Here is a 26,979-nt window from a genome sequence, read left to right on the forward strand (position 1 = left end):
GGGGGTGCGCGCGCTCACAAATCGACGGGGGAGGTGTGCGGCGAGGGCGCCTCGGACACGTCGGTCGCTTCGGCCCGGGCTGCCACGGTCGGAAGCGGCGGGGGAGTGCCTCCCCAGGCCGGGCAGCGGACCTTGTGGTCGCACCAGTTGCACAGCGGACCCGGACTCGCCCGCCACTCACCAGTCGCGTGGGCGCGTTCGATCGCCGACCAGAGTGCCAGCAGCTTGCGTTCGGTCGCGCGCAGGTCGGCCTCATCAGGCTCATAGCGCAGGACGTCGCCGCTGCCGAGATAGATGAGCTGGAGGAGACGCGGGACGACACCCCGCAACCGCCACAGCACCAAGGCGTAGAAGCGCATCTGGAACATCGCGCGTTGCTCGTAACCCGGGCCCGGGGCGCGGCCGGTCTTGTAGTCGACGACCCGCAGGGCACCGTCAGGGGCGACGTCGAGCCGGTCGACGTAGCCGCGCAGGGTGAGCCCGGAATCCAGCAGGCACTCGACGTACATCTCCCGCTCGGCGGGCTCCAGACGGGTGGGGTCCTCCAGCGTGAAGTAACGGTCGAGCAGATCGCGGGCGACGCCGAGGAACTCCTCGAGCCGCTCCGGAACGAACCCGCCGTCCTCGTCGCCGAACAACGCGGCGAGCTCGGGCTCGGCCGCCACCAACGCCTCCCAACGCGGCTCGAGCAGGGCGACGGCCTCGGCGAGGGTGCGCCGGTCCGCGGGCAGCTCGAACAGCTGCTCAAGAACGGCGTGTACGACAGTGCCGCGGGCCGCCTCCGGGCTCGGTCGCTCAGGAAGGCGGTCGATCACCCGGAAGCGGTAGCGCAGCGGACAGGTCAGGAAGTCGCTCGCCCTCGAAGGCGACAGGACCTGCAGCGGCGTCGGCCGATCCGCGCCCTCAGTCGCGGTGGTGGCTCCGTCGCTGCTCGTTCCGGTGTCTGCCCCGGTGCTCGGGCCTGCTCCGATCATGGTCGAGAGCGTAAGACAGACCTCCGACAGCGCCGGGGAGCCACCCACGGACCCGCCGCGGCGGGCGATAGCGTGAGCTGTCGATGATCCCCCGGCCGGCTTGTTCGCGGATGCTTCGCCCGCGCACGGTTGGTGGGGGTGCCTGGATGGGCGAAGCCCATGAGGGCCGGATCCACACAGCGCCGGGAACACAGACCGTGACCTGGTCGTTCGCTCGACATCGAGACCGGTGAGTCAGTCCGAGGAAAGCAGGCATGACGCACGCCATGGTGCACGACGTACAGGAGACCACGATGGGGGAACGCCTGCACGCTCGACGCGGAGGTCATACGAACGGGGACAAACGGTGAGCGAGGCACGCCCCAACAACACGCAACGGGAACCCCGTCGACCGGGTTCGTTGCGCATTGCCCGGGTGGCGGGCGTCCCCGTCTACGTCAACATCTCCTGGATCTTCGTCGCGCTGCTGATCGCCTGGGGCTTCACCGGACAGATCGAGCGGGAGGTGCCGGGGCTTGGCATCTGGTCGTTCGTGGTGGCGTTCGGTTTCGCGATCCTGCTGTACGCCTCCGTGCTGGTGCACGAGATCGCACATGTCCTGGTCGCCCGCGGGTTCGGGCTTCCGGTGCGTGCGGTCACCCTGCAGTTCCTGGGCGGGCTTTCCGAGATCGAGCGTGAGCCCGAGACGCCATGGCGGGAGTTCGCCGTCGCGGTCGTCGGTCCAGTGACCTCGCTCGCGCTCGGTGGTGTGGCGTGGGTGGGCGCCGGAGCGGTGGCTGGCATGCCGCTACCAAACCTGACGCTTTCCGCACTGGCCGTGGCGAACCTCCTCGTCGGTCTCTTCAACCTGCTGCCCGGGCTTCCCCTCGACGGCGGACGGATCCTGCGGGCCGCCGTCTGGGCGATCACCAGACGTCCCCACCTGGGGACCGCGGTCGCTGGCTGGGCCGGCCGGGCCGTCGCCGTTCTCGTCCTGATCACCCCGTGGGTCCTGTTCTCCGGCGATATCGGCGCGTCGCGCATGCTCTACGTCGCATGGAGCGTGCTGATCGCGATCTTCTTGTGGGCAGGCTCGACACAGGCACTCATGTCCGCCCGGATCCGGCGCAAGCTTCCCGCGATCCACGCCCGGTCACTGGCCCGCCGCGGCGTACCCGTCGCTCCCGAGCTTCCGCTGGCCGAGGCGATCCGGCGCGCACAGGAGGCACATGCCGGTTCGCTGGTGATCGTCGACAGCAACGGCCGCCCGACCGGACTCGTCAGCGAAGCCGCCGTCCTCGCGACGCCGGAGCATCGCCGGCCCTGGGTGGCGGTCGGCGACGTTGCCCGGCGGATCGAGCCGGGCCTGGTCCTCAACGCCGAGCTGACCGGCGAGGCTCTGGTGCGGGCCATGGGTGGTATGCCCGCGACTGAGTACCTCCTGGTGGAGTCCGACGGGCGCATCTACGGCGTACTCGCGACCGCCGACGTAGACGGTGCGCTGGCCCGTTCATGACCTGGAAGTAGGCCTAGCTACGCTTCCCGCCATGCCGCCGACAGGCCCCTTCGAAGGGGAGCACGACCCTGCCTCCGTCCCTCCCGCCGAGCCAACCCACGAGGTGACCTCCGACCCAACCGATGAATCGGCCGACGCGCGCCTCCTCCAGGCTGGCGAGCAGGTCCGGCTGGAGGACCCGAAGGGCCGCCGGCACCTTGTCACCCTGGTGCCCGGCAAGACCTTTCACACCCACCGTGGCGCCCTGTCGTTCGACGATCTGATCGGTCGGCCCGAAGGTGTCGTGGTGACCTCCACCGGCGGCGTGCCGTACCTCGCGTTCCGGCCACTCCTCGCCGACTACGTTCTCTCGATGCCGCGTGGTGCCACGGTCGTCTATCCCAAGGACGCGGCCCAGATCCTCATCACGGCTGACATCTTCCCGGGCGCGCACGTGGTCGAGGCCGGCGCGGGTTCAGGGGCGTTGACGTGTGCCCTCCTGCGAGCCGTGGGCCCGCACGGGCGGGTGTCGTCGTACGAACGCAGGGAGGACTTCGCCGCGATCGCCCGCCGCAACGTCGAGCGGTTCTTCGGTGGACCGCAGCCGACGTGGGACCTCTCGGTCGGCGACGTGCTGACCGCGCCGACGACGCCGCAGGTCGACCGGATCATCCTCGACATGCTCGCGCCGTGGGAGTGCGTCTCGTGGGCGGCCGAAATCCTTCGGCCCGGTGGTGTGCTGTGTTGCTATGTCGCGACCACCACCCAGCTTGGCCGGGTCGTCGAGATCGTTCGCGAACACGGAGGTTTCACCGAGCCCGCAGCAAGCGAGACTCTTGTGCGTACCTGGCATGTGGAGGGGCTGGCGGTTCGCCCGGACCACCGCATGATCGGACACACCGGTTTTCTCATGACAACCCGCCGCCTGGCTCCCGGTGTGACGGCGCCACGCCGTCGCCGGCGCCCGGCGCCCGGGGCGTACGGCGAGGACTACGACGGCCCGCGCCCAGCCGGAGAACGTTGACCCGGTTGGAACACCGCCGTAAAACAACGCGCCCGTTGATGTTCTGGACCCTTGACGGAACGGACGTACGCTGGGGAGCCAGAGGCCTCTGGCCTGAAAGAAACGGCCACAATTCGCCATCAGTTCGTGACGTTCTGCCTTGGGAGCGTGACCTGCTGGGGGTGCGGAGATATAAAGTCAGAGGCGTCGGCGCGTTGGCTCGGTGTGGAGTCAAAGGCCGGACACCAACCATGGACGCCCATGGACAGGGACTGGGGAGGTGAGGGACGTGCCCGCACAAGACGACGGACGTGGGGCGCGCTCGCCGGACGAGCTCGCCAGCCAGATCACCTACCTCGAGGAGGAGGTTGCCGCCCTGAGGCGACGCCTCGCAGAGACGCCGAGAGAGAGTCGTCAGACTGAGCAGCGACTCGCCGAGGTACAGGCGATGCTCGCCAACGTCACGGCCCAGAACGAACGCCTGGCCGCGACGTTGCGGGAGGCCCGCGAGCAGATTGTCACGCTCAAGGAAGAAGTAGACCGGCTCGCGCAGCCGCCGGCGAGCTTCGGGATCTTCATCGGCACCAACGATGACGAGACCGTCGACATCTACACCGGCGGTCGCAAGCTTCGGGTGACCGTAAGCCCCAGCATTGACCTCGAGCGGCTGCGTTCGGGCCAGGAGGTCATGCTCAACGAGTCGTTCAACGTCGTTCGCGCGCTCGGTTACGAGCAGGTCGGCGAGGTTGTGATGCTCAAGGAGTTGCTCGAGGACGGCGAGCGTGCGCTCGTCATCGGACACACCGACGACGAACGCATCGCCCGGTTGGCCGAGCCGCTGCGTGACACCCCCATCCGGGCCGGCGACTCCCTGTTGTTCGAGCCGCGCTCCGGATATGTCTACGAGCGCATCCCCAAGACCGAGGTCGAGGAGCTCATCCTCGAAGAGGTTCCCGACATCCGCTACGAAGACATCGGTGGTCTGCGCGGTCAGATCGAGCAGATCCGCGATGCCGTCGAGCTTCCCTACCTCCACGCTGACCTGTTCCGCGAGCACTTCCTCAAGGCACCCAAGGGCGTTCTGCTCTACGGCCCGCCCGGCTGCGGCAAGACGCTCATCGCCAAGGCGGTGGCCAACTCCCTCGCCAAGCAGGTCGCGGTCCGCGACGCCAAGACGGAGGGCAAGAGCTACTTCCTCAACATCAAGGGCCCTGAGCTGCTCAACAAGTACGTCGGCGAGACCGAGCGGCACATCCGCCTGGTCTTCCAGCGGGCCCGCGAGAAGGCCAGCGAAGGCACCCCGGTGATCGTGTTCTTCGACGAGATGGACTCGTTGTTCCGCACCCGCGGATCCGGGGTCTCCTCCGATGTCGAAAACACCATCGTTCCGCAGCTGCTGTCGGAGATCGACGGTGTGGAGGGGTTGGAGAACGTCATCGTCATCGGCGCCTCCAACCGCGAGGACATGATCGACCCGGCGATCCTGCGGCCAGGGCGTCTCGATGTCAAGATCAAGATCGAACGCCCCGACGCCGAAGCCGCCCGCGACATCTTCGCGAAGTACCTCACCAAGGAGCTTCCGCTCCATGGCGATGACCTCGCGGAGTTCGGTGGCAACCCCGTGGCCTGCGTGCAGGGCATGATCCAGCGCACGGTCGAGCGGATGTACTCCGAGCTGGAGGAGAACCGCTTCCTCGAGGTCACCTACGCCAACGGCGACAAGGAAGTGCTGTACTTCAAGGACTTCAACTCCGGCGCGATGATCGAGAACATCGTCAACCGGGCCAAGAAGATGGCGATCAAGGACTTCCTCGAGCAGCAGCAGAAGGGCGTCCGGATCCAGCATCTGATGCAAGCCTGCGTCGACGAGTTCAAGGAGAACGAAGACCTGCCCAACACCACCAACCCCGACGACTGGGCGCGGATCTCGGGCAAGAAGGGCGAGCGGATCGTGTTCATCCGCACGCTCGTCCAGGGCAAGGAGGGCTCGGAGGCAGGCCGGTCGATCGACACGGTCGCCAACACGGGCCAGTACCTCTAAGCATGAGCCGCCGTGGTGGGGAATGATCACGTTTGCGTGGTCATTCCCCACCACGCTAGGTAAATCGGGCACGTTTCGTGGTGAATGACCACGCAAACGTGATCATTCCCCCAGGGTCGCGCTCAGGTGACCGCTCGTGAACCCGGGCCCTGGCCTCACACCGGATGTCGCCGATATGGTCTTCCGGCGCGGCTCTCCAAACGCAGCGAGAACGACGAGCCGCGTGGTCACGGTCTCGACCTCGGCCGCATGGTGCACCCCCACCGCGGCGGAGACCTGACCGTCCGACACGAGCATGGCGCGGTCTTCCATGCCTGGCTGCCCAAGACCGCGGAGGTGCGGGCATGATCCGGGTCCTCGTCGTCGACGACGACGTCATAGTCGCGCGCGTACACCGGGGGTTCGTCGAGAAGGTCCCCGGTTTCAGCGTCGTGGGGGAGGCGCGGACCGGCGCCGAGGCGCTGGCGGCCATACGCCGGGACCCGCCCGATCTCATCCTGCTCGACATCTATCTTCCCGACATGAGCGGCTTGGACGTTCTGGTCCGACTGCGCGAGATGCCGCGTTCGCCGTTCGACGTTCTCGTGATCACGGCGGCCAGGGACGTCGACACCGTGGCGGGCGCGCTGCGCGGCGGTGCGGTCAGCTACCTGGTCAAGCCGTTCGGGTTCGCCGTCCTGCGGGAGCGTCTGGAGCAGTACGCCGCCGCCCGGCAGTCCCGTGAGTCCCGTCCGTCCTTCGGCGCGGACGACGGCGGCGTGGACAACGACGGCGGGGTCGGACAGGCGGGCATCGACCACGCGTTCGCCACCTCGCGGACGAGCCCTCCGCGGCTACGGCCCGACGGGCCCGCCTGAGCGACGGCACCGCTGGCCTGGCGGCTGATCATCCACCGCGGCGATCTTCGATAATCGGCGAACCATCCGTTCTATGGAGGGCCTCTCCGCGTACGCTCGACAAAGAGCCTCAATCGCGCGGGGACTGGCCGCGGTCCGTGGGTCAGACCATCGACGACAGGGAGTCCGATGAGCCAGCAGTATCCGAAGCGAGGACACGCATGAGCGAGCGAATCGTCCAACACAGCGCTCTATGTGCCTCATGCGTGCCCGCAGCGGAGCGAGGACACGCATGAGCGTTCACCGGGTGATGGGGATTGAGACCGAGTACGGCATTTCAGTCGCCGGGCAGCCCACGGTCAACCCGATGCTCTCGTCGTCCCAGGTGGTCAATGCCTATGCGGGGAAGGTGATTCGTTCCCGCCGGGCGCGCTGGGACTTCGAGGAGGAGAATCCGCTCCGCGACGCCCGCGGCTTCGACCTGGCCCGTGACCTCGCCGACGATAGCCAGCTCACCGACGAGGAGGTGGGCCTGGCCAACGCGATCCTGAGCAACGGCGCGCGGTTGTACGTCGACCACGCGCACCCGGAGTACTCCTCGCCGGAGGTGACGAACCCCCGCGACCTCGTGTTGTGGGACAAGGCGGGCGAGCGGGTCATGCTCGAGGCCTCGCGCCGGGCGGCCGAGCCACCCTTGTCGACCACGATCCTGCTCTACAAGAACAACACCGACAACAAGGGCGCATCGTACGGCTGCCACGAAAACTACCTGATGGCGCGCTCGACGGCGTTCGCTGACATCGTTCGCAACCTCACGCCGTTCTTCGTGAGCCGCCAGGTGGTCTGTGGCGCGGGGCGGGTCGGGCTCGGGCAGGACGGCAGCCGGCACGGCTTCCAGATCAGCCAGCGGGCCGACTTCTTCGAGGTGGAGGTCGGCCTCGAGACCACCCTCAAGCGGCCCATCATCAACACCCGCGACGAGCCGCACGCGGACGCCGACAAGTACCGTCGCCTGCACGTCATCATCGGTGACGCCAACCTCTCCGAGGTGGCGACGTACCTCAAGATGGGTACGACCGCGTTGGTGCTGGCGATGATCGAGGACGACTTCCTGACCGTCGACCTGAGTCTGGAGCACCCGGTCACCTCCCTGCACGAGGTGTCGCACGACCCGAGCCTCAAGCACCTGCTGACCCTCAAGAGCGGTCGCAAGCTGACCGCCATCCAGCTGCAGATGGAGTACCTCGAGAACGCCCGCAAGTACGTCGAGGACCGTTACGGCACCGACGCCGACCCGCAGACCAAGGACGTGCTCGACCGCTGGGAGTCGGTGCTGTCCCGGCTGGAGTCCGATCCCATGTCCCTCAACCGCGAGCTGGACTGGGTGACCAAGCTGGCCGTCCTCCAGCAGTACCGCGAGCGGGACGGCCTCGACTGGAGTCACCCCAAGCTGCAGCTGGTCGACCTGCAGTACGCCGACCTGCGGCCCGAGCGTGGGCTCTACCCGCGCTTCGTTGAGCGCGGACGGATGGAGCGGCTCCTCACCGAGGACCAGATCAACGCCGCGGTCCAGAACCCCCCGGAGGACACCCGCGCGTACTTCCGCGGCCGGTGCCTCGCGCAGTACGCCGAGCACGTGGCTGCCGCGTCGTGGGACTCGGTCATCTTCGACCTGCCGGGCCATGAGTCTCTGCAACGGGTGCCGACCCTCGAGCCGTTGCGTGGGACCCGGGCCCACGTGGGCGAATTGCTCGACCGCTGTCGTACGGCGGAAGACCTGGTCAGGGCCATCACTGGCGGCTGACGGGCGCCATTCTCCAGTCGAACCTTCTCCAGGTGTGTCGAGACGGGTGCGGTGGGTACCTGCCCCACGTCGGCATGCGCTTGTAGGGTCCAAGTAGGCGACACGAACGCAACCCCTTCAGGGAGCGGCTCGGGGAGGGTGGTCATGGCGACACGAGACGGTGGCGGACAGCAGCACAGGACGACACGGAAGAGTTCCGAGGAAGAGGAGCTCACCGAAGTCAGGACTGACGAGGACGCCAAGGAGCGCAAGGACGCTCTGGACGAGGACGTCGACTCGATCCTCGACGAGATCGACGAGGTGCTCGAGGAGAACGCTGAGGACTTTGTGCGGTCCTTTGTCCAAAAGGGCGGGCAGTGATGTAGATGTCCGATCCCGTCGAGGCGCGTCGCTGTCCTGTCGGGCGGCGGCGCGTCTTGACGGCCTCGGTCCGACCCGAGGTCGAGCCGACGGCCGTTGGAGGTGAGGCGGACCGCGCGCCGCGCGGGGCCTCCTGTGCTTCACCTGGGACGGTGCCCTCGGTAAGTTCCTGGATGACCCGGCCATTTCGCGCCGGGCCGCGCGCTATCTGGAAGGAGTTGTGTGGGCACCGATCGAGCAGGCGCCGGGCGTCTTCCTGATGCCCTCCTGACCCCTGGGACGTCGTCGTTCGTCGACTTCCTCGGGTCCTACGCCCCGGAGATGTTGCCGTGGGGATCCCCGCCGGGCACGCCGGTGACCGACGAGGTTCCGCACGGCACCACGATCGTGGCATCGGCCTTTGACGGCGGTGTGGTGATGGCTGGTGACCGGCGCGCCACCGCCGGCAACATGATCGCCGTGCGTGATGTCGAGAAGGTCTTCCAGGCCGATGAATACTCCGTTGTCGGGTTTGCTGGCAGCGCGGGCATCGGGGCCGAGCTGATCAGGCTCTTCCAGGTCGAGCTCGAGCACTACGAGAAGCGTGAAGGCACGCTCCTCTCGACTGAGGGCAAGGCCAACCGGCTCGGGATGCTGGTGCGCTCCAACCTTGGGATGGCGATGCAGGGCCTGGTCGCAGTGCCGCTGTTCGCCGCCTACGACCTCGAGACCGGCTCGGGGCGGATCTATTCGTACGACCCCACCGGTGGGCGGCACGAGGAGCGCAATTTCCACTCCATCGGTTCGGGTTCGACGTTTGCTCGTGGAGCCCTGAAGAAGCTCTACCGCAAGGAAGCCGACCAGCGTGAGGCGGTCCTGGCCTGCCTGCAGGCGCTCTACGACGCCGCCGACGATGACTCGGCCACCGGCGGTCCGGACGTCATGCGGCGCATCTATCCTCTGGTCGGCGCGGTCAGCGACGCGGGCTTCCAGCGGTTGTCCGACGACGAGGTGGCCGGCATGGTCGACGAGCTCCTCGCGGGGCGGATGCGACGTCCTGACGGTCCGAGTGCCCCTGTTCTTCCCTCTGCCTCCGAAGGTGGTGAGGCGTCATGACCATGCCGTTCTACGTCTCGCCCGAGCAGCAGATGAAGGACCGGGCGGACTTCGCCCGGAAGAACATCGCCCGTGGCCGCGGGGTTGTCGTGCTCCAGTACGACAACGGCATCGTCCTGGTGGCCGAAAACCGCTCGCGTGCCCTCCACAAGATCAGCGAGATCTACGACCGGATCGCGTTCGCGGCGGTGGGCCGCTACAACGAGTTCGAGAACCTCCGGCTCGCCGGCGTCCGCAGCGCCGACATGCAGGGCTACGCCTACGACCGGCGCGACGTCACGGCCCGTGCCCTCGCCAACCTCTACGCCCAGGTGCTCGGCACGATCTTCTCCAGCGTCGCGGAGAAGCCGTACGAAGTGGAGCTCTTCGTCACCGAGGTCGGTGACTCCGCCGACGACGACCAGATCTACCGCCTGACCTATGACGGTTCCGTGGCAGACGAGCACGGTTTCGCGGTGATGGGTGGGTCTGCCGACCAGATCGGGAGCTACCTCGAGCAGCGGTACCAAGCCGGGCAGCCGCTGCCGGCCGCGCTCGGGCTCGCGCTGGACGCACTCGGCCACGACGGCGACGGTCCACGCACGCTGGAGGCCAACCAACTCGAGGTCGCCGTTCTCGACCGCGGCCGCACCCAGAAGCGGAAGTTCAGGCGTCTTGTCGGTCCGGCACTGGATCGCCTGCTGTCGGCACCTAACGCACCAGACACCGGCGCGGGGCCCACTTCGGTCCCACCGTCCGGTGAGGGCTCGCCGGAGGACTCGTAGCCGAGTCGTGACCAGATCGACTTTGCTTGCTTCGCCCCCGCAGTGCCGCGACGACATAGTGTGGTGACCATGGACCGCCGCATCTTTGGCCTCGAGAACGAATACGGCGTCACGTGTACCTTCCGTGGCCAGCGGCGGCTCTCTCCGGACGAGGTGGCTCGCTACCTCTTCCGGCGGGTCGTGTCGTGGGGGCGGAGCAGCAACGTCTTTCTCCGCAACGGAGCCCGGCTCTACCTCGACGTCGGCAGCCACCCGGAGTACGCCACCCCCGAGTGTGACTCGATCACCGACCTGGTGACTCACGACAAGGCGGGGGAGCGGATCCTCGAAGGGCTGCTCGTCGACGCCGAGCGCCGCCTGCGCGAAGAGGGAATCGCGGGCGATGTCTACCTCTTCAAGAACAACACCGACTCGGCGGGCAACTCGTACGGCTGCCACGAAAACTACCTCGTCAGCCGGCACGGCGAGTTCTCGCGGCTGGCCGACGTCCTCATCCCGTACCTCGTGTCGCGGCAGATCGTGTGCGGCGCCGGCAAGGTGCTCCAGACGCCCCGCGGTGCCGTCTACGCGGTCAGCCAGCGGGCCGAGCACATCTGGGAAGGCGTCTCGTCCGCGACCACCCGGTCGCGCCCGATCATCAACACCCGGGACGAGCCGCACGCCGACGCCGAGCGCTACCGCCGCCTGCACGTGATCGTCGGCGACTCCAACATGTGCGAGGCCACCACCCTCCTGAAGCTCGGTGCCACCGACCTCGTGCTCCGGATGATCGAGTCGGGCCTGGTCCTGCGGGACCTCACGCTCGAAAACCCCATCCGGGCCATCCGGGAGATCTCCCACGACCTGACCGGGCGTCGTAAGGTCAGGCTGGCCAACGGCAAGGAAGCCAGCGCGCTGGAGATCCAGGAGGAGTACTTCACCAAGGCCCGTGATTTCGTCGAACGCCGCGAGCTCGCCACCCCGATCGTCACCCGCGTCCTCGACCTGTGGGAACGCACCCTCAAGGCGGTCGACTCCGGCGACCTCTCGCTGGTCGACAAGGAGATCGACTGGGTGGTGAAATACCGCCTCATCTCCCGCTACCGCGCCAAGCACGGCCTTTCTCTGAACAGCCCCCGGGTGGCACAGCTCGACCTCGCCTACCACGACATCCATCGCGAACGCGGCCTTTACTACCTGCTCGAACGCCGGGGCGGTGTCACCCGGCTGACCAACGACCTCGAGGTGTTCGAGGCCAAGTCGGTGCCGCCCCAGACGACCCGCGCGAAACTCCGGGGGGAGTTCATCAAACGGGCACAGGAGCGCAGGCGCGACTTCACGGTCGACTGGGTCCATCTGAAGCTCAACGACCAGGCGCAGCGCACGGTGTTGTGCAAGGACCCCTTCAGAAGCGTCGACGAGCGGGTGGAAAAGCTCATCCAGAGCATGTGAGCTTTCGGGCAAAAGCACCTGATTGCCAAAACCCGATACTCTCGGTGCACATGCGGGGCGCTCAGCGTCGTCTCAGATTCACGGTCTAGTGTCTTCGCTTGTCCCCCTGTCCATCGTTCCCTTGAGGTGTTCTCGTGCGTCGTCGTGTCCTTGCCGCGATAGTGACGTCCTTCCTCGTCGTCTCGGCAGCCGCCGCCTGCGGTTCCTCTGACTCTTCTGCCAAGACCGCGGGCTCGACGACATCCCCCTCGGCCAGCGCCGCCAGCACCATCGATGCCGTGAAGGTCACCGGTGATCCGGGCAAGAAGCCCACGGTGGAGTTCAAGAAGCCGTTCAGCGTCGCGGCTACCGCGTCGAAGGTGCTCAAGCAGGGCTCAGGCGCGAAGATCTCCGAGGGCCAGGAGGTCGTCGTCGACTACGTCGGCATCAACGGTCGTGACAGCAAGGAGTTCGACTCCTCCTGGCAGCGGGGCGAGCCGGCGACGTTCGGTCTGCAGCAGGGCAAGCTCATCAACGGTTTCCTCACCGGCCTGGTCGGCAAGACGGTCGGCAGCCGGATCCTCGTCACGATCCCGCCCAAGGACGGGTACGGCGACCAGGGCCAGCCGCAGGCCGGGATCCAGGGCACCGACACGCTGGTGTTCGTGATCGACGTCAAGGACGCCTACAAGCCGCTCGCCCAGGCCGAGGGTGACACGGTGACGCCGCCGAAGGGTCTGCCGACGGTCAAGACCGACGCCAAGGGCGTTCCCACCGCGATCACGATCCCGAAGGGCGCATCGGCCCCCAAGGAGCTCGTCGCCCAACCGCTCATCAAGGGCAAGGGTGAGAAGGTCGACGCGAAGGCCACCATCAACTTCCACTACCTGGCCGCCAACTGGCGGACCGGCAAGGAGTTCGACTCCTCCTGGAAGCGCGGTAGCTACGAGAACCTCCCGCTCGGCCAGACCGCGGTCAAGGGTCTGACCGAGGGCCTGACCGGGCAGACGGTCGGTAGCCGGGTCCTCCTCGTCCTGCCGCCGGACAAGAGCTTCGGGCAGGACCTGCAGGGCACTGACCTGAAGAAGACCGACACGGTGGTGTTTGTCGTCGACATCCTCGGCGCGAAGTAGGAAGTCTCCGCGGTAGGTGAAGGGGGCCGGCCCACGCCGGCCCCCTTCAGCCTTTAGGGAGGAGACCGGCGACGTGGCGGCCGGCGGCGGCGCAGGCGAGGAAGTACTCCCGGTCGTCGGCGAGGCCACGTCCCATGGACGACAGCGTCACGGGACTGTCGGCGAGCGCGACGTCAAGACCGTCCACCGGAACGCTGACCACGTGGTGCCGTTCGCGCAGCGGCTCCACAGCGGACCAGACGCGCTGGCCGAACGCGCCGGAAAGATCCGGGACGACCACGTCGGCGCGCGCCAGCGCCACCCGTCCGTACGCCGTCAGGCTGTGATGGGAGACGCCACGATGCCGGGGCCTGGGATCGGCGGCTGAGATCCGGAGTGCGGCGACCGGATGACCCCGCAGCGCGGCGACGGCGTTCACAGCCTCACCAGCCGCCACGCCGGAGAAGCCCCAGCGGGTGCCGGTGCCGAGGTTGCCCGGCCCCTGCGCGACCACCACGCACTCGACGTCCAGCACCCATCGGGCCGCGAGCAATCCCGTGTGGAGCGTCACCGCTTCCAGGTCGCCTCCGAACGCCTGCCCCACTGTGATTGACCCGGCGAGCCAGCGGGAGTCGCGCAGGCTCGCTACCGTACGGGAGTACGCCAGGGGCAGAGCCCCACCGTCTGTCATGACGTACGCCACCCGCGTGCCGGGTCGTGCGGCGTACAGTCCGGCGAGTACCGCTGGGAGGGCAGAGTGAAGGTCAGCCACGACGACCGGCAGGCCCTGGAGGTCGTCCGCGTCGCGGAGGATGTCGTGACCGGGGGAGTCGGGTTCGTCGACGCCCAGCACCGTGGCCTGCAGCGGCGTGTAGCGAGCCTTCACCAGGTGGCCCGGCCCGCCGCGATCCGCCGGGAGCCGGTCGGGAACGGCGACCACGAGGGCGAGGCCGCCCGTACCCAGACCCAGCGCGTATGCCGAGGTGTTGAGCAGCACCAGGTCACCTGGGACGGGACTGCCGACCAGGTCGGTGTACGCCAGGGAGGGGACGACCCCGTCGGGAGTCTCTACGTCGAGTTCGACCGCGCCCGCCCAGCTGCGACGCACGCGCCCCGCCACGCCTTCCCGCCACCGGATCACGGGCGCGAGGCTACCGGCTGGGGGTGGCATCGAGTCGGAGCCGCCACGACAATTCCCGACATTCCACACCGTGTCGCCGGTGTACGGGCGGCGCCGCCCCGCCAGCGGTCGCTAGTCTGTTCGAGTGGAGACCCGGCCACGTGAGAGGGGGTGAGCGCATGGCGCCCCGCAAGTCCGAGCGGCTGATGAACCTCGTGATCTGCCTGCTCGTTTCGCGGCACTTCGTTCCCAAAGCCAAGCTTCGCCAGCTCGTCGAGGACTACCGCGAGCAGGCACCAGAGGCGTTCGAGAAGATGTTCGAGCGCGACAAGGAAGAGCTTCGCGATCTGGGCATTCCGATCGAGGTCGGCTCGGTGACCTCTGGGTTCGACGACGAGGTTGGCTACCGCATCCGCCGGAGCGAGTTCGAGTTGCCGCCGCTCACGTTCACCGCCGAGGAGGCCACCGTGCTGGGGCTCGCCGCGCGGGTCTGGCAGCACGCCAGCCTGGCGGAGGCGACCTCGCGGGCGGTCCTGAAGCTCGGAGCCGACGGCCTCGACACAGACACGACGCCGCTGTCGGCGCTCGAGCCGCGCCTGCCCGCGGGCGAGCCGGCGTTCGAACCCATCTGGCGCGCCGTCCAGACCCGCACCGTCGTCACCTTCGACTACCGCCGTCCCGGCACGACCGGTCCGCAGCATCGCACTCTCGAGCCGTGGGGCATCCTCAACTGGCGCGGGCGCTGGTACGCCGTGGGCCACGACCGCGACCGCCAGGCGACCCGGATGTTCCGGTTGTCCCGTATCACCGGCTCGGTCCAGCTGCTCGGCAAGCCGCGTGCGTTCACGGTGCCCGACGGCGTCGACATCCGCGCCGAGGCCGCCCGGCTCTCTCCAGCGACCGACCAGCGCGGCGTCGCGCGGATCCGGGTACGCGAGGGTGCCGGCAACGGCCTGCGTCGGCGGGCGGTGTCGGTGACCCCCGACATGCCCGGGTGGGACGTCGCGGAGGTGACGTTCCACGACGCGGTGGCGCTGGCGGAGGAGATCGCCGGTTACGCCTCCGACGCGGTGGCACTCGACCCTCCCGACCTGCGTGAGTCCGTCATCCGGCACCTGAAGGGCCTGCTTGTGGAGGTGGCCAGGTGATGTACGAGCCAGCGAGGTCAGCGGGTCCTGGTGGTGCCAAGGAGCAGGTACGCCGGCTCCTCGCGATGTTGCCGTACCTCTTGGCGCATCAGGGCGCCCGCGTGACCGATGTCGCCCGCGTCTTCGGGATCACCGAGAAGCAGCTGGTCGCCGACCTCGGTGTGCTGTGGTTCTGTGGTCTGCCCGGGATGATGCCCGGTGACTACATCGAGGTCGACATGGACACCGTGGAGGGCGAGGGCGTCATCCACGTGTCGAACGCCGACTTCCTCGCCCGTCCACTGCGGCTTTCCGCCGACGAGGCGCTGGGGCTACTGGTCGCTCTCCGTGTCCTCCGCGGGACCGGTCGCGAGTCCGAGCGTGCGCTCATCGACCGCGTGATCACCCGGCTGGAGGACGCCGCCGGGCAGGCCAGCGGCGGGATGGACAAGGTGGCCGTACGCGTCGACAGTTGGGAGGACCCGCAGGTGGGGGCTGTCGTTCGCGAGGCCCTCGACCAGGGACGCAGGCTCCATCTGCGGTACTGGGTGCCGACGCGGGACGAAACCACCGATCGCGACGTCGACCCGATGCGGTTGGTCCTCGCCGACGGGTGGACCTACCTCGAGGGCTGGTGCCACCGGGCCGAGGACGTCCGGTTGTTCCGGCTCGACCGGGTGGCGTCCGCCGAGCTCCTCGACGAGCCAGCCGCGCCGCCACCGCAGGCCCGTCCCCGGGACCTCTCGGCCGGGTTGTTCCAGCCCTCGCCGGACGACGCGCTCGCCACGCTCGAGCTGGACCCGCAGGCGGCCTGGGTGGCTGAGTACTACCCCTGCGAAGAGGTGACCGAGCTCCGCGACGGGTCCCTCCTGGTCCGGCTGCGGGTCGCTGATCCGCGCTGGCTGCGCCGCCTGGCACTCCGCCTCGGCGGGACCGCCCGCGTCGTCGAGCCGGCTGAGCTTGCCGAGGCCGTCCGGGAGGATGCGGTCCGGGCGCTCGCGGCGTACGAATCCACCTGATCCCGGCCGGTGGCGTGCGGCGGGCTGGCGTCTGTAGCACCGTGCCGGCCGGTGGCGTCGCGGTGACGAGCGTCAGAACGCTCGGCGCTGGGGTGCCCTTCTGTCACACCCAACCGTTAGGGTGCTCCAGGTGACATGGGTGTTGTTGTTCGGGGGGATCGCACTGCTCGCCATCATCCTGTACGCCTTCCTGGGCGTCTGGTTGTGGCGACGGGTCAAGGCGCTGTTCCTTGAGCTCGAGGCCGCCGTGGACAAACTCGAAGCTGTCTCGGCAGACCTGGGCGAGGTCGATCCACCTGACCGGAGTCGGCGGACGGCCGAGGTCGGTCAGCGGGCCGGATCGAAGGCGTAGACCCATCCGCGTGCACAGGGCGTACCATCAGCTGAGAATCGCCGACTGAGAGGCTGGACCATGGGATCTCTTGGACCCACCGAACTCATCATCATTGGGGTCGTCCTGGTGTTGCTCTTCGGTGCAACCCGGCTTCCGCAGACCGCCAAGGGCATCGGGCAGGCGCTGAAGATCTTCAAGAAGGAGCTTCGCGACGAGGACAAGCCTCAGGCGGAGGCCGCGCCGGCCGCCCAGCCGCAGCCTCTCAACACCGTCAACAACATCAACGGCACCCAGCCGACGGTCCAGCAGAACGCCACGGACGCGGAGCGCACCAACCGGTGAGCCTGCTCCCTGTCGTCGTACGTCACTGAGGTCTACCGGGCCAACCTGGGGGTGTCGTGAGCCTTTCTCTCGGTCGGCTGCGGGCGGGTGGTACCCCCAAACAGCCGTCGGATCCCGAAGGTCGGATGACGCTTGTCGAACACCTTCGCGAGCTGCGGTCCCGCCTCATCAAGGCGGTCGCAGCGATCGTCATCGGGATGGTCCTCGGTTGGATCTTCTATGACGCCCTTTTCGAGCTTCTCCGGAAGCCGCTCGAGTCGGCGATCGCCAATCTCGCCAAAGAACGCCAGATCGACGCGAAGCTCGTCTTCGATGACGTCGCCGGGCCGCTCATGCTGCAGCTCAAGGTCGCCCTGATCGCTGGCATTGTCGTCTCCTCCCCGGTCTGGCTCTACCAGATCTGGTCATTCATCCTTCCTGGTCTGCATCGCAATGAGCGCAAGTGGACGATGGTCTTCATGGGCACCGCGGCACCGTTGTTCATCGGCGGTGTAGTGATGGGCTACTTCGCTCTGCCCAAGGGACTCAACGTCCTGATCGATTTCACGCCTCTCGGCGTTTCCAACTACCAGAGCGTCAGTATCTACCTGTCGTTCACCCTCCGGCTCCTGTTGATCTTCGGAGTGGCGTTCGAGATCCCGATCTTTGTTGTCCTGCTCAATCTGGTCGGCGTCCTGTCGGCCGCGCGACTTGGGAAGATCCGCTCGTGGCTCATCTTCGGGATCTTCGTGTTCGCGGCGGTCGCCACGCCGTCGACCGACCCGGTCACGATGCTGCTGCTCGCTCTCCCGATGACGGCGCTGTTCCTCGTGTCCGAGCTCATCGCACGGTTCATCGAGCGGCGGCGGCGGGCACGGCTCATCGCGCAGGGCATTGACATCGACGAGATCGAGAATGCCGGGAAGGTTGACGACTGAGCGCAGGCGTTCGGTGACGTTTGCCGAGACCGGCGCTGCGGGGACGGACTAGGCCCGCTACGCTCGCCGCGTGGCCCGTGAGATCGTCGTTCTCGTCAATCCCACCGCAGGCCGTGGCCGTGGTGCCCGGCTTGCTGACCCCGTGACCGACCGCCTCCGCGAGGCGGGTCTGAAGGCCCGCTGGGAAGCCGGTCGAGACGCCTCTGAGGCGATCGATCTCGCCCGCCGGGCCGTGGCCCGAGGAGTCGACGGCTTGGTGGTCATCGGCGGCGACGGGATGATCCATCTGACGCTGCAGGCGGTCGCGGAGAGTTCGACGCCCCTCGCGGTGATCCCCGCCGGCACTGGCAACGACCTGGCGCGTGCGCTCGGCATTCCCGTCAACGACCCGCTGGCGGCGGCCGACATCGTGGTGGCGGGGCACACACGGGCCCAGGACCTTGGTCGCAGCAGCGCCGGCGACTGGTTCGCCACCGTGCTCTGCGCGGGTTTCGACTCGCGGGTGGCCGAGCGGATGACCCAGATGACCTGGCCACGGGGTCGGATGCGGTACGACGTCGCGGTGCTCGCCGAGCTGGGCAGCTTCCGGACCCAGCACTTCGTCCTCGAGCTTGACGGCGAGGAGGAGCACGCCGACGCCCTGCTGGTGGCGGCCGGTGTCACCCGTTCCTACGGCGGCGGCCTGCGGATCTGCGAGGGCGCTGACCCGACTGACGGGCTGCTCGACATCACAGTGGTGGGGGCTCTGCCGCGGCACGAGCTGGTGCGGATGTTCCCAAAGCTGTCCAAAGGCACGCACGTCGGACACCCCGCGGTGACGATGTATCGCGCCAAGAAGGTCAACCTCGCCTCGGCCGACCTCACGGCGTACGCCGACGGTGAACGCATGGGCGCGCTTCCGTTCACCGTCGAGTGCGTGCCGGGTGCGCTCCAGGTCTTCATGCCCCCGCCGCGATGAGACGCGCGGGTTCGGGGACACCGCCGCCGCCCGCGATCACGGAGGCCGTAGCCTGGAGGGCATGAGCTCCCCGGCGGAGCGGTACGCCCGATCGCGAGTTGACAGTGGTACCCAGCTCAGGGCGTTTCGACAGCTCTATGACTTCAGCTTCGACCAGTTCCAGGTCGACGCCTGCCGAGCACTCGAGGCAGGCAAGGGCGTCCTGGTCGCCGCACCGACAGGTTCGGGCAAGACCGTGGTGGGCGAGTTCGCGATCCACCTCGCGTTGGAGAACGCCCGCAAGTGCTTCTACACGACACCGATCAAGGCCTTGTCGAACCAGAAGTACGCCGAACTCGTCGACCGCTACGGCCCAGAACGCGTCGGCCTGCTGACCGGCGACAACTCGATCAACAGCGAGGCGCCCATCGTCGTCATGACGACTGAGGTGCTGCGCAACATGCTGTACTCCGGCTCGTCGACCCTTACCGGGTTGTCGTACGTCGTCATGGACGAGGTGCACTACCTCGCCGACCCGTTCCGCGGCGCGACCTGGGAGGAGGTGATCATCCACCTCCCGGAGTCGGTGCAGCTCGTGTCCCTGTCGGCGACGGTCTCCAACGCCGAGGAGTTCGGCGAATGGCTCGGCACGGTCCGCGGTGACACCGAGATCGTCGTCGAGGAACGCCGGCCGGTCCCGCTCTTCCAGCACGTCATGGTGGGACGCCGGATGTACGACCTGTTCGCCGACACCGGGCGCCCCGACTCGCGGCCGCAGGTCAACCCCGAACTCGCCCGGATCGTCCGCGACCACTGGAAGTTCGCCCGGCGCGACGACCGGGGACCCCGGCGCGGCCGGCCGCAGCGATCCAACGGCCGCCGGATCGCCTTCACGCCGACCCGCGCGCAGGTGACGGAGAAGCTGGAGGCGGAGGGTCTGCTCCCGGCGATCGTCTTCATCTTCAGCCGCCAGGCCTGCGACGCCGCCGTGCTGCAGTGCATGTACTCCGGCATCCGGCTCACCCGTCCCGACGAGGCGGCGGAGATCCGTGGGTACGTCGAGCAGCGCTGCGCCAACCTTCCAGAAGAGGACCTGGCGGCCCTCGGCTACCACGAGTGGCTGGAGGGCCTCGAGCGCGGTCTCGCCGCCCACCATGCGGGCATGCTCCCGACGTTCAAGGAGTGCGTCGAGACGCTCTTCGCGCGCGGGCAGGTCAAGGTGGTCTTCGCCACTGAGACGCTCGCGCTCGGGATCAACATGCCGGCCCGCTCGGTGGTGCTGGAGAAGCTCGTCAAGTGGAACGGCCAGGCACACGCCGACATCACGCCGGGGGAGTACACCCAGCTGACCGGGCGCGCTGGCCGGCGTGGGATCGACGTCGAGGGCCACGGTGTCGTGCTCTGGCAGCCCGACCTCGAGCCGACGGCGGTCGCCGGCCTCGCCTCCACTCGTACGTATCCGCTGCGGTCCAGCTTCCGCCCGTCGTACAACATGGCGGTCAACCTGGTCCGGCAGTTCGGGCGGGAACGCGCGCGGGAGTTGCTGGAGTCGTCGTTCGCGCAGTTCCAGACCGACCGTGCGGTGGTGGGGCTCGCGAGCCAGGTCCGCCGCAATGAGGAGGCCCTCGACGGATATCGCGAGGCGATGGAGTGCCACCTCGGTGACTTCATGGAGTACGCCACCCTGCGCCGCGCGATCAAGGACCGTGAGAACACCCTGGCCCGGCGGCACCGCGCCGACCGGCGGGCGGAAGTGGTCGACTCGCTGGGCCGGCTCCGACCAGGCGATGTCATCCAGGTCCCGGCCGGCCGGCGCGCGGGTGTCGCCGTCGTCCTGGACCCGGGCCACTCGGCCGGTGGCGATGGTCCCCGCCCCACGGTGCTGACCGTCGATCGCCGGGTACGCCGGCTGTCGCTGGTCGACTTCCCGCAGCCCGTGGAATCGCTGACCCGCCTGCGAGTCCCGCGTTCGTTCAACGCCCGGAACGCACAGGACCGGCGTGACCTGGCGGCGACCTTGCGCCAGAAGGCGCCCGAGGACGGCGAGGTCCGCCGGTCGCGGCGTGCACCGTCGCCCGCCGAGGAGGACGCCACCCTCCACCAGCTCCGGACGTCCATGCGAGCCCACCCCTGTCACGGCTGCGCCGAACGCGAGGACCACGCCCGGTGGGCTGAGCGGTTCATCCGGCTCGAGCGCGAGACCGAGAGCTTGCAGCGCCGGGTCGAGCAGCGGTCCAACACGATCGCCCGGCAGTTCGACCGGGTGTGCGACGTGCTCGACGAGCTGGGATACCTCGAGGGCAACCGTACGACCGAGTCAGGGGACCGACTCGCCCGGATCTACGCCGAACTCGATCTGGTCGCGGCGGAGTGCCTACGCCAGGGGATCTGGAAGGGCCTGACGCCGGCCGAGCTGGCCGCGAACCTCTCGGCCCTCGTCTACGAGTCGCGTACGCCCGACGACGTCGGACCGCCGAAGCTGCCGGGAGGTATCGCGCGCGAGGCGCTGGCATCGGTGGTGCGGATCTGGGGTGACCTGGACGCGCTGGAGAGCGACTTCAAGCTGGACTTCCTCCGTGAACCCGATCTGGGTTTCGCGTGGGCGGCGTTCCGCTGGGCCTCGGGTGCGACGCTGAGCGAGGTGCTCGACGAGTCCGGCCTTGCGGCGGGTGACTTCGTGCGGTGGATCAAGCAGGTCCTCGACTTCGCCGACCAGGTCGCTGACGCGGCCGGCGAGGGCCCGCTCCGCGAGACGGCGCGGGCGACAGTCGAGGCGATGCGGCGCGGTGTGGTGGCGTACGCGTCGTTCGGGTCGGACGCTGACTAAGAGGTCGCGACCTCTAAGCGGACAGCTCGCGCTCGGTCGGGGTGCGGAACCGCGGGATGATCCGGGCGTCTCCGAGCCACTCCGTGAGCCTGGCGGCTTCAGCCGTGACCAGCGACAGGTGGTCGGAGCCGATGTCCTCCAGCAGCTTCACCGCGACCTCGCCGTCGGGCCGCTGCGCCCAACCGCCGACGATGCGGCCGCCCAGCCACACGGTGGGCCCGGCGTTGCCGTTTCGGTCGAAGAGCGCCTTCTCGTGGTCGCCGAGGAACCATCCACGGTCCGACCAGCCCATCACGGTGGGATCGAGGGCGGGTAGGAACGCGACCCATGGCTCGGCTGTGGCAGGCGTCCGCTCGAGGTCGTCAGTCAGCACGATGCCCACCGTGTCGCCGAGATCCACCTCAGTCACGTGGAGGTCGCCGACCGCCTGCTTGACCTCGGTGGCGGACCAGCCGGTCCACCACCGCAGGTCGGCGACCGGAGCGGGACCGAAGGCCGCCAGCCACTGCCTGGCCAGCTCGGCGCGGGCCGCGCGCGGCGACGTCGGCTCCTGGGCGTCGGAGCTCCACAGCTCGGCAAGGGTCCATTGGTACCGCTGTGACAGCCACGATCCGGTCGGTCGGCCGCGCACGATGTGGCCCTCCGCGCCGAGCAGGAGTAGAACGCGGCTGGTGATGTTTTGACGCGCTTCGTACGGCTTACCTTCGGCCATCAGGAGGGAGGTGCGCAGCCGCGGCTCGTCAGCGGCGAGCTCGGTCGCGATGGCCGTGCCGCCGCGCTTGGTGAGAGCCGCCAGCACGGCGCATTCGACCTCGGCGAGCCAGCCCTCGGTGTTGTCCGCCACGCCGGCCTCGCGAAGCTGCTTCAAAAGATGCCGGCGCTGTGTGTCCGCCACCCGGCGCATCGTGGACGCGCCGATCACCCGCATCAGGTCGGTGGGTACGACGAAGACGGTGCGGCGCATGCCGAGCATCCGGACGAGGTCCCGCCGGTCGTACAACGCGTCCTCGACGCTCGCCGGCGTGGCCCGTGGGCTTCGTGCCCGGACGGCGAGGAACACCGACGCGGGATCGGTCGCGTGCAGGGCGACGACCCGGCGGGCCGCTTCGAGGGGATCGCTCGCCTGGGCGCTCGGGTGGAGCCCGTGGCGGCTACCCAGCCGTCGGCGACGCTCCGCAACGTCCATCCTCAGCATGCCGAGGATGATGCCAGGGGCCACGGACAAAGCCTGGCCTGCCGTGCCCAGATCATCGGCGCACCCTTGCTCGACCGGGTCGTCGCGGTGCAGGCTTGTCCGTCCACGGCAACGGGGAGGCGCGGATGGTGCCGTCTGACCACTGGCGCGAGCTGCAGCGGGAACGCCTGGCAGAGGCCGTACGAACGCTCAGCGCGGTACCCGGCGTTCACGGCTTGATCGTGGGCGGCAGCCTCGGACGTGGCGAGGCGTGGCCGATGTCCGACATCGACCTCCTCCCGATCTACACGGTCGCGTCGGAGGAGGTTGCGGCCCAGGTCGAACGCCGACAGGCAGAGCTTGTCGGCTGGTGGACGGCCAGTGGACGGCCACAGGCGCTGGACCTCGGCTGGCTTGCGTTCACGGTCGAGGAGGCGAAGGCAGCGACCTCCGCTGGCCCGGACTTCGCCGTGGAACGCCTGAGGGCGGACAAACGCTGGTTCCACGGCATGGACAAGGCCTACGGCGGAAGCCCCGCGGATCCCGACGACGAACTCACCCGCGGCTTCCTCGACTGGATCGGGGCGAACCGCTTCGATCCCACAGTGGTCGAGGCGCGCCTCGCCTGGTGGCGGGAGTCAGCGGCGGGGGCCCGCGATCGCGCGTACGAGGCCCGGGCCGCGGAGCGCCTCGACGAGGCGACCTACTTCCTGCGTGAGGCGGCTCGGGCACTGCGCCATGTCGTTCTGGAGGGATGGGGCGAACGCCTGGGCTCGATGGGTCGGGAGTGGACGCGGTTCGAGCGGATGGCCGAGACCCACGGCGGGAGCCCACTGGCGGAGCGCATCGCCGTCCTCGCTGGGGCGCACGCGGACGAGTGCGCCCGCCGCGAGGCTCTCGCACCCCGATGGCTGCGGGAGCGGATCGACCTGTGCTGGTCTGCCCGGCTCGCGGTCGGCGAGCAGGTCAGCCGGCAGGCGAACGCTCGCGACCAGATCGCGGCGTTCGCGGTCCACGTCGCTCGCCACCGTCCGGACCTCGCCGGACCGTGGACGGGTTCCCCTGATCCTGCCCTCGATGAGCACCTGGCCGACCTGGACGAGGTGTACGCCGAGGTCACCGGTGAGCCGGCTAGGCCACCTCGACCGGCTGGCCGTGGGTGAGGCGGAGGAGTTCCTCGAACGTGGTCGGGAACATGCTCAGGTGGTCACCGGCACCGGCCCACACCACGTCGTACTTGCCGAGCCACACGTCGACCAGAGTCCGGATCGGTGCGGGATGCCCGACCGGCGCGACCCCGCCAACGTGCTGACCGGTGGCAGCCAGAACGAACTCCGGGCTGGCCCGCTTGATCTTCGGGACCTCCAGCAGCCTGGCCAGGTGCGCGGTATCGACCCGGTGCGCGCCGGAGGTGAGGACCAGGAGGGGTTCGTCACCCGCCGCGAACACCAGGCTGTTGGCGATCGCGCCCACCTCGCACCCGAGCACGGCAGCCGCCGCGGCCGCCGTCGGCACCTCTGTGGTGAACCGCTGGACCGTGCCCTCCGCGCCGAGGTCGTGGAGTACGGCGGCGACCCGGCGGGGGGCCTCCGGCAGGTTGGTGGCGGCGCCCATCTCGGACTCTTGACTCATGACCCGCCAACTTAGCGGGAGCTGACTTTGGGGAGTTGGCGGAGGTCTCTCGGCTTCTTTGCCGACAGTCCTCCGCCAACGTGGCGTGAGCCGCCACCCCGCGGGGTCCGACGCTCAGTCCTCGCGTGTCTGGAGGTACGCGGCGTTCCAGCCGAGGAGCTCGGCCGGGCGGTTCGTGATGATCCCGTCGATGCCGGCCGCCTCCAGCCGCTGCCAGCTGGCCGGGCTGTCCACCGTCCAGACCATCACGGCAATGCCGGCGGCGTGGAGGTCCTTGACGATGTCGGGGCGGGTCATCAGCGCCGCCTCGGAAGGGTTGTACGACGTCAGCTTGAGGTCCTTCGCAATCGCCACGGGGTCGGTGTCCAGGGTGCTCCGCAGCAGACCGAGCGGGAGTTCGGGTGCGAGCTCACGGACGTACCTCAGATGGTCGACCTCGAAGCTCTGCACGAACACCCGATCGGCCATGTCCTGGTCGCGGACCGTCTGGATGATCGTCGCCACCTGCTCGCGGGTGTGCGCGCCCTTGATCTCGAGCAGCAGCTTGCCGCCGCGGGTGCGCAGGTCCGCCAGTTGGGCGGCGAGGGTCGGGACGCGCTGGCCGGCGTACATCGGAGCGAACCACGAGCCCGCGTCCAGGTCGGCCACCTCGGTGCTGGTGAGGTCCCGGATCCTGCCGGACCCGTTGGTGGTCCGGTTCACCGTCGTGTCGTGCAGGACGACGGGCACGCCGTCCTTGGTGGGTTGGACGTCGTTCTCGATCCAGTCAGCCCCGGCCCGCCTGGCGACCTCGTCGGAGGCGAGGGTGTTCTCCGGTGCTGCCGAGGACGCGCCGCGGTGGGCGATCACCGTCATGGCGTCGCCGCGGGCTCGGATGTAGGCCGGCGACGGCAGTTCGGTGATCTTCAGGTTGTCGAACGAGACCGTGGATCCGTTGACCAGCAGGGCCTGGCCTCCTTCAAGTGAGCGCTGGACGCGGGTGGTACGCATGACCTCGGTGCCGTTGAAGAACCACCGCGCCTGGTTGCCGCGCACCTCGGCGGCGATGCGGACGTCCTTGCCCGTGCCGGCGGTTTTGGGTGCCGGAGCGGTGTCGGTGACGTTCCAGGTGTTCGCGGTGGTGCGCTGGGCGAACTCCAGGCCGTTGGGCGCCGTGGTGCCCGAACGCATCGTCGCGATGGACCACGGCGTGGAGCCGTCGGCAGCGACGTCCAGACCCAGCGCGGTCCAGCGGGCGGCGTCCTGGACGGACTCGAAGCGGGCCGTCACCTCGAACCTGAAGTTCGTGAGGTGCCGGCCGAACGTGATCCGGCTGAGCTGCCCGGAGTTGACCGAGGTGCCGTACAACCGGCCCTTCTCGACCTTCCACTCGCCCAGAACGGCGTTCCATCCGGAGGGAAGGGTCGAGCCGGAGAAGTCCTCGGACACGACGACGGTGTTGGTGTCACCCGCTGCCGGGCTGGACCCCAGGACAGGCGTCAGCGTGCCGGCGAGAGCGAGACCGGTGGCCGCGGCGCCGGCGAGGACGCGGCCACGGAGGCGGGACTTGAACCCACGTGTTGTGATCATGTTCCGCGACGCTAGGACTGGTCGCTGAACCTACGCGCACACTGTCGTGAACTGGCCCCGAACAGCGAGCGCCGCCCGCTCTCCGCACTTCGTCCCCGCGCGCGGCGGGGCTACGACGGACGCGCCGCGAGGGCGGCCACCACGCGTTCGGCGGACGAACCCAGACCCCAACGCTCGACCAGCTGATCCCACGCCCCCGGATCGACCGGCTTGCGGGGAAGCATGGCGTCGACCTCGGGCAGCTCCGCGTCGGGGGAGACGATGACCACCTCACGGGCCGCCGGGAGGTAGTCGATCGCCTGCCGGATCTTAAGGCGCAAGCCTGGCGCGAGAGCGCTGGAGTCGTCGGCCGCGGCGGCCACGATGCCCTCGAGGTCGCCGTACGTGCGGACGAGTGCGGCGGCGGTCTTGTCGCCGACGCCGGGCACCCCAGGCAGGCCGTCGGACGGGTCACCTCGCAGGACGGCGAAGGTGGCGTAAAGACGGCCTGGAATGGAGTACTTCTTCTCGACCCACGCCTCGTCAACCACGTCGAGGTTGCCGACACCGCGCGCGGTGTAGAGCACCTGGATCGACCGCGCGTCGTCAACGAGCTGGAAGAGGTCGCGGTCACCGGTCACGACGTCCACCGGCATGGTCGCCCGGGCAGTGAGCGTGCCGATCACGTCGTCGGCCTCGCACGCGGGTGCGCCCACGACGGCGATCCCGAGCGCCCGCAACACCTCGCGGATGACCGGGACCTGCGCCTCGAGGGCGTCCGGCGCCTCCTCGACGTCGGGACCTTTGGCCACCGCTTCCGCGACCCGGTGCGACTTGTAGGTCGGGATCAACTTCACCCGCCACTCTGGGCGCCAGTCGTCGTCCCAACAGGCCACGAGGTGGCTGGGCGCATGGGTGCTGACCAGCCGGGTGATGAAGTCGAGCAGGCCGCGTACGGCGTTGACGGGCGCGCCGTCCGGAGCGCGTACGGAGTCGGGAACGCCGAAGAACGCGCGGAAATACAGCGAAGCGGTATCGAGCAGCATCAGCCGGTCAGAGGGCGCGGCAGCCTCGGCACGATCGGTCACCGTCCGATGGTGGCACGGACCACCCCCACTGTGTGGTTCCG

The 26,979-nt window shown here is 68.7% G+C and carries 24 protein-coding genes; 18 read left to right on the top strand and 6 right to left on the bottom strand.

The genetic code is table 11. The annotated features are described in order from the left end of the window. Positions 1–14 precede the first annotated feature (14 nt). Positions 15–974: a RecB family exonuclease gene (locus B141_RS0103745; protein WP_020573834.1), complete on the bottom strand. Its 960-nt coding sequence runs from the start codon at positions 972–974 to the stop codon at positions 15–17. 346 nt (positions 975–1,320) lie between these two features. Between B141_RS0103745 and B141_RS0103755 the strand changes: the two genes are divergently transcribed. From B141_RS0103755 to B141_RS0103805, 10 genes are all read left to right on the top strand, one after another. Then, on the top strand, positions 1,321–2,469 hold the full coding sequence (locus B141_RS0103755) for a site-2 protease family protein (protein ID WP_157180776.1): 1,149 nt from the start codon (positions 1,321–1,323) through the stop codon (positions 2,467–2,469). 31 nt (positions 2,470–2,500) lie between these two features. Then, entirely contained in the window at positions 2,501–3,472 is a 972-nt protein-coding gene (locus B141_RS0103760; protein ID WP_020573836.1) for a tRNA (adenine-N1)-methyltransferase, read from the top strand. A 268-nt stretch (positions 3,473–3,740) separates the two neighbouring features. Next, a complete protein-coding gene (gene arc, locus B141_RS0103765) occupies positions 3,741–5,492 on the top strand; it encodes a proteasome ATPase (protein ID WP_020573837.1) in 1,752 nt (583 codons plus the stop codon). A gap of 344 nt (positions 5,493–5,836) precedes the next feature. After that, on the top strand, positions 5,837–6,349 hold the full coding sequence (locus B141_RS38730; protein WP_020573839.1) for a response regulator: 513 nt from the start codon (positions 5,837–5,839) through the stop codon (positions 6,347–6,349). A 271-nt stretch (positions 6,350–6,620) separates the two neighbouring features. Continuing rightward, a complete protein-coding gene (gene dop, locus B141_RS0103780; protein WP_020573840.1) occupies positions 6,621–8,132 on the top strand; it encodes a depupylase/deamidase Dop in 1,512 nt (503 codons plus the stop codon). Positions 8,133–8,276: 144 nt separating this feature from the next. After that, positions 8,277–8,492, top strand: a complete 216-nt coding sequence (locus tag B141_RS0103785; protein ID WP_020573841.1) for a ubiquitin-like protein Pup — start codon at positions 8,277–8,279, stop codon at positions 8,490–8,492. A gap of 222 nt (positions 8,493–8,714) precedes the next feature. Continuing rightward, complete coding sequence (gene prcB, locus B141_RS0103790; RefSeq protein ID WP_020573842.1) at positions 8,715–9,587, top strand: proteasome subunit beta; 873 nt, start codon at positions 8,715–8,717, stop codon at positions 9,585–9,587. Then, positions 9,584–10,351, top strand: a complete 768-nt coding sequence (gene prcA, locus B141_RS0103795) for a proteasome subunit alpha (protein WP_020573843.1) — start codon at positions 9,584–9,586, stop codon at positions 10,349–10,351. The genes prcB and prcA overlap by 4 nt, the downstream gene beginning before the upstream one ends. Positions 10,352–10,420: 69 nt before the next feature. Beyond that, positions 10,421–11,782, top strand: a complete 1,362-nt coding sequence (gene pafA, locus B141_RS0103800) for a Pup--protein ligase (RefSeq protein ID WP_026256883.1) — start codon at positions 10,421–10,423, stop codon at positions 11,780–11,782. Between the two features lie 134 nt (positions 11,783–11,916). Continuing rightward, positions 11,917–12,894 (top strand): FKBP-type peptidyl-prolyl cis-trans isomerase, encoded by a 978-nt coding sequence (locus B141_RS0103805; protein ID WP_084678078.1) that lies wholly within the window; start codon positions 11,917–11,919, stop codon positions 12,892–12,894. Positions 12,895–12,940: 46 nt separating this feature from the next. On the opposite strand, the gene B141_RS0103810 is transcribed toward B141_RS0103805, so the two are convergent. After that, positions 12,941–14,014, bottom strand: coding sequence for a DUF3866 family protein (locus tag B141_RS0103810; RefSeq protein ID WP_026256885.1), 1,074 nt, complete (start codon positions 14,012–14,014; stop codon positions 12,941–12,943). Between the two features lie 158 nt (positions 14,015–14,172). Between B141_RS0103810 and B141_RS0103815 the strand changes: the two genes are divergently transcribed. From B141_RS0103815 to B141_RS0103845, 7 genes are all read left to right on the top strand, one after another. Beyond that, entirely contained in the window at positions 14,173–15,141 is a 969-nt protein-coding gene (locus B141_RS0103815; protein ID WP_020573847.1) for a helix-turn-helix transcriptional regulator, read from the top strand. Then, positions 15,141–16,139 (top strand): helix-turn-helix transcriptional regulator, encoded by a 999-nt coding sequence (locus B141_RS0103820; protein WP_020573848.1) that lies wholly within the window; start codon positions 15,141–15,143, stop codon positions 16,137–16,139. The genes B141_RS0103815 and B141_RS0103820 overlap by 1 nt, the downstream gene beginning before the upstream one ends. Before the next feature lie 130 nt (positions 16,140–16,269). Next, positions 16,270–16,491 carry a hypothetical protein gene (locus B141_RS0103825; protein ID WP_157180777.1) on the top strand — a complete coding sequence of 74 codons (222 nt, stop codon included), beginning with the start codon at positions 16,270–16,272 and terminating at the stop codon, positions 16,489–16,491. Between the two features lie 60 nt (positions 16,492–16,551). Continuing rightward, the gene (tatA, locus tag B141_RS38735) at positions 16,552–16,815 is read left to right on the top strand and encodes a twin-arginine translocase TatA/TatE family subunit (RefSeq protein WP_020573850.1); all 264 of its coding nucleotides are present in this window, start codon (positions 16,552–16,554) and stop codon (positions 16,813–16,815) included. Positions 16,816–16,871: 56 nt separating this feature from the next. Continuing rightward, the gene (gene tatC / locus B141_RS38740; protein WP_237742607.1) at positions 16,872–17,732 is read left to right on the top strand and encodes a twin-arginine translocase subunit TatC; all 861 of its coding nucleotides are present in this window, start codon (positions 16,872–16,874) and stop codon (positions 17,730–17,732) included. A 70-nt stretch (positions 17,733–17,802) separates the two neighbouring features. After that, entirely contained in the window at positions 17,803–18,690 is an 888-nt protein-coding gene (locus tag B141_RS0103840; protein ID WP_020573852.1) for a diacylglycerol kinase, read from the top strand. A 61-nt stretch (positions 18,691–18,751) separates the two neighbouring features. Next, complete coding sequence (locus B141_RS0103845; protein ID WP_020573853.1) at positions 18,752–21,496, top strand: DEAD/DEAH box helicase; 2,745 nt, start codon at positions 18,752–18,754, stop codon at positions 21,494–21,496. A gap of 13 nt (positions 21,497–21,509) precedes the next feature. Here B141_RS0103845 and B141_RS0103850 read toward each other — a convergent pair whose 3' ends face one another. Continuing rightward, positions 21,510–22,691: a winged helix DNA-binding domain-containing protein gene (locus B141_RS0103850; RefSeq protein ID WP_026256886.1), complete on the bottom strand. Its 1,182-nt coding sequence runs from the start codon at positions 22,689–22,691 to the stop codon at positions 21,510–21,512. A 125-nt stretch (positions 22,692–22,816) separates the two neighbouring features. Here B141_RS0103850 and B141_RS0103855 point away from each other — a divergent pair, with 125 nt between their 5' ends. After that, positions 22,817–23,833, top strand: a complete 1,017-nt coding sequence (locus B141_RS0103855; RefSeq protein ID WP_020573855.1) for a nucleotidyltransferase domain-containing protein — start codon at positions 22,817–22,819, stop codon at positions 23,831–23,833. On the opposite strand, the gene B141_RS0103860 is transcribed toward B141_RS0103855, so the two are convergent. The 3 genes from B141_RS0103860 to B141_RS0103870 all read right to left on the bottom strand — a co-directional run bounded on the left by B141_RS0103860 (position 23,802) and on the right by B141_RS0103870 (position 26,938). Further along, entirely contained in the window at positions 23,802–24,302 is a 501-nt protein-coding gene (locus B141_RS0103860) for a YbaK/EbsC family protein (protein ID WP_237742608.1), read from the bottom strand. The genes B141_RS0103855 and B141_RS0103860 overlap by 32 nt on opposite strands. Positions 24,303–24,416: 114 nt before the next feature. Further along, complete coding sequence (locus tag B141_RS0103865; protein ID WP_020573857.1) at positions 24,417–25,871, bottom strand: glycerophosphodiester phosphodiesterase family protein; 1,455 nt, start codon at positions 25,869–25,871, stop codon at positions 24,417–24,419. A gap of 110 nt (positions 25,872–25,981) precedes the next feature. Continuing rightward, positions 25,982–26,938 (bottom strand): 5'-3' exonuclease H3TH domain-containing protein, encoded by a 957-nt coding sequence (locus tag B141_RS0103870; protein WP_020573858.1) that lies wholly within the window; start codon positions 26,936–26,938, stop codon positions 25,982–25,984. Positions 26,939–26,979: the final 41 nt, after the last annotated feature.

It is taken from the genome of Actinopolymorpha alba DSM 45243 (assembly GCF_000373925.1).
GTDB classification, from domain to species: Bacteria; Actinomycetota; Actinomycetes; order Propionibacteriales; family Actinopolymorphaceae; genus Actinopolymorpha; species Actinopolymorpha alba.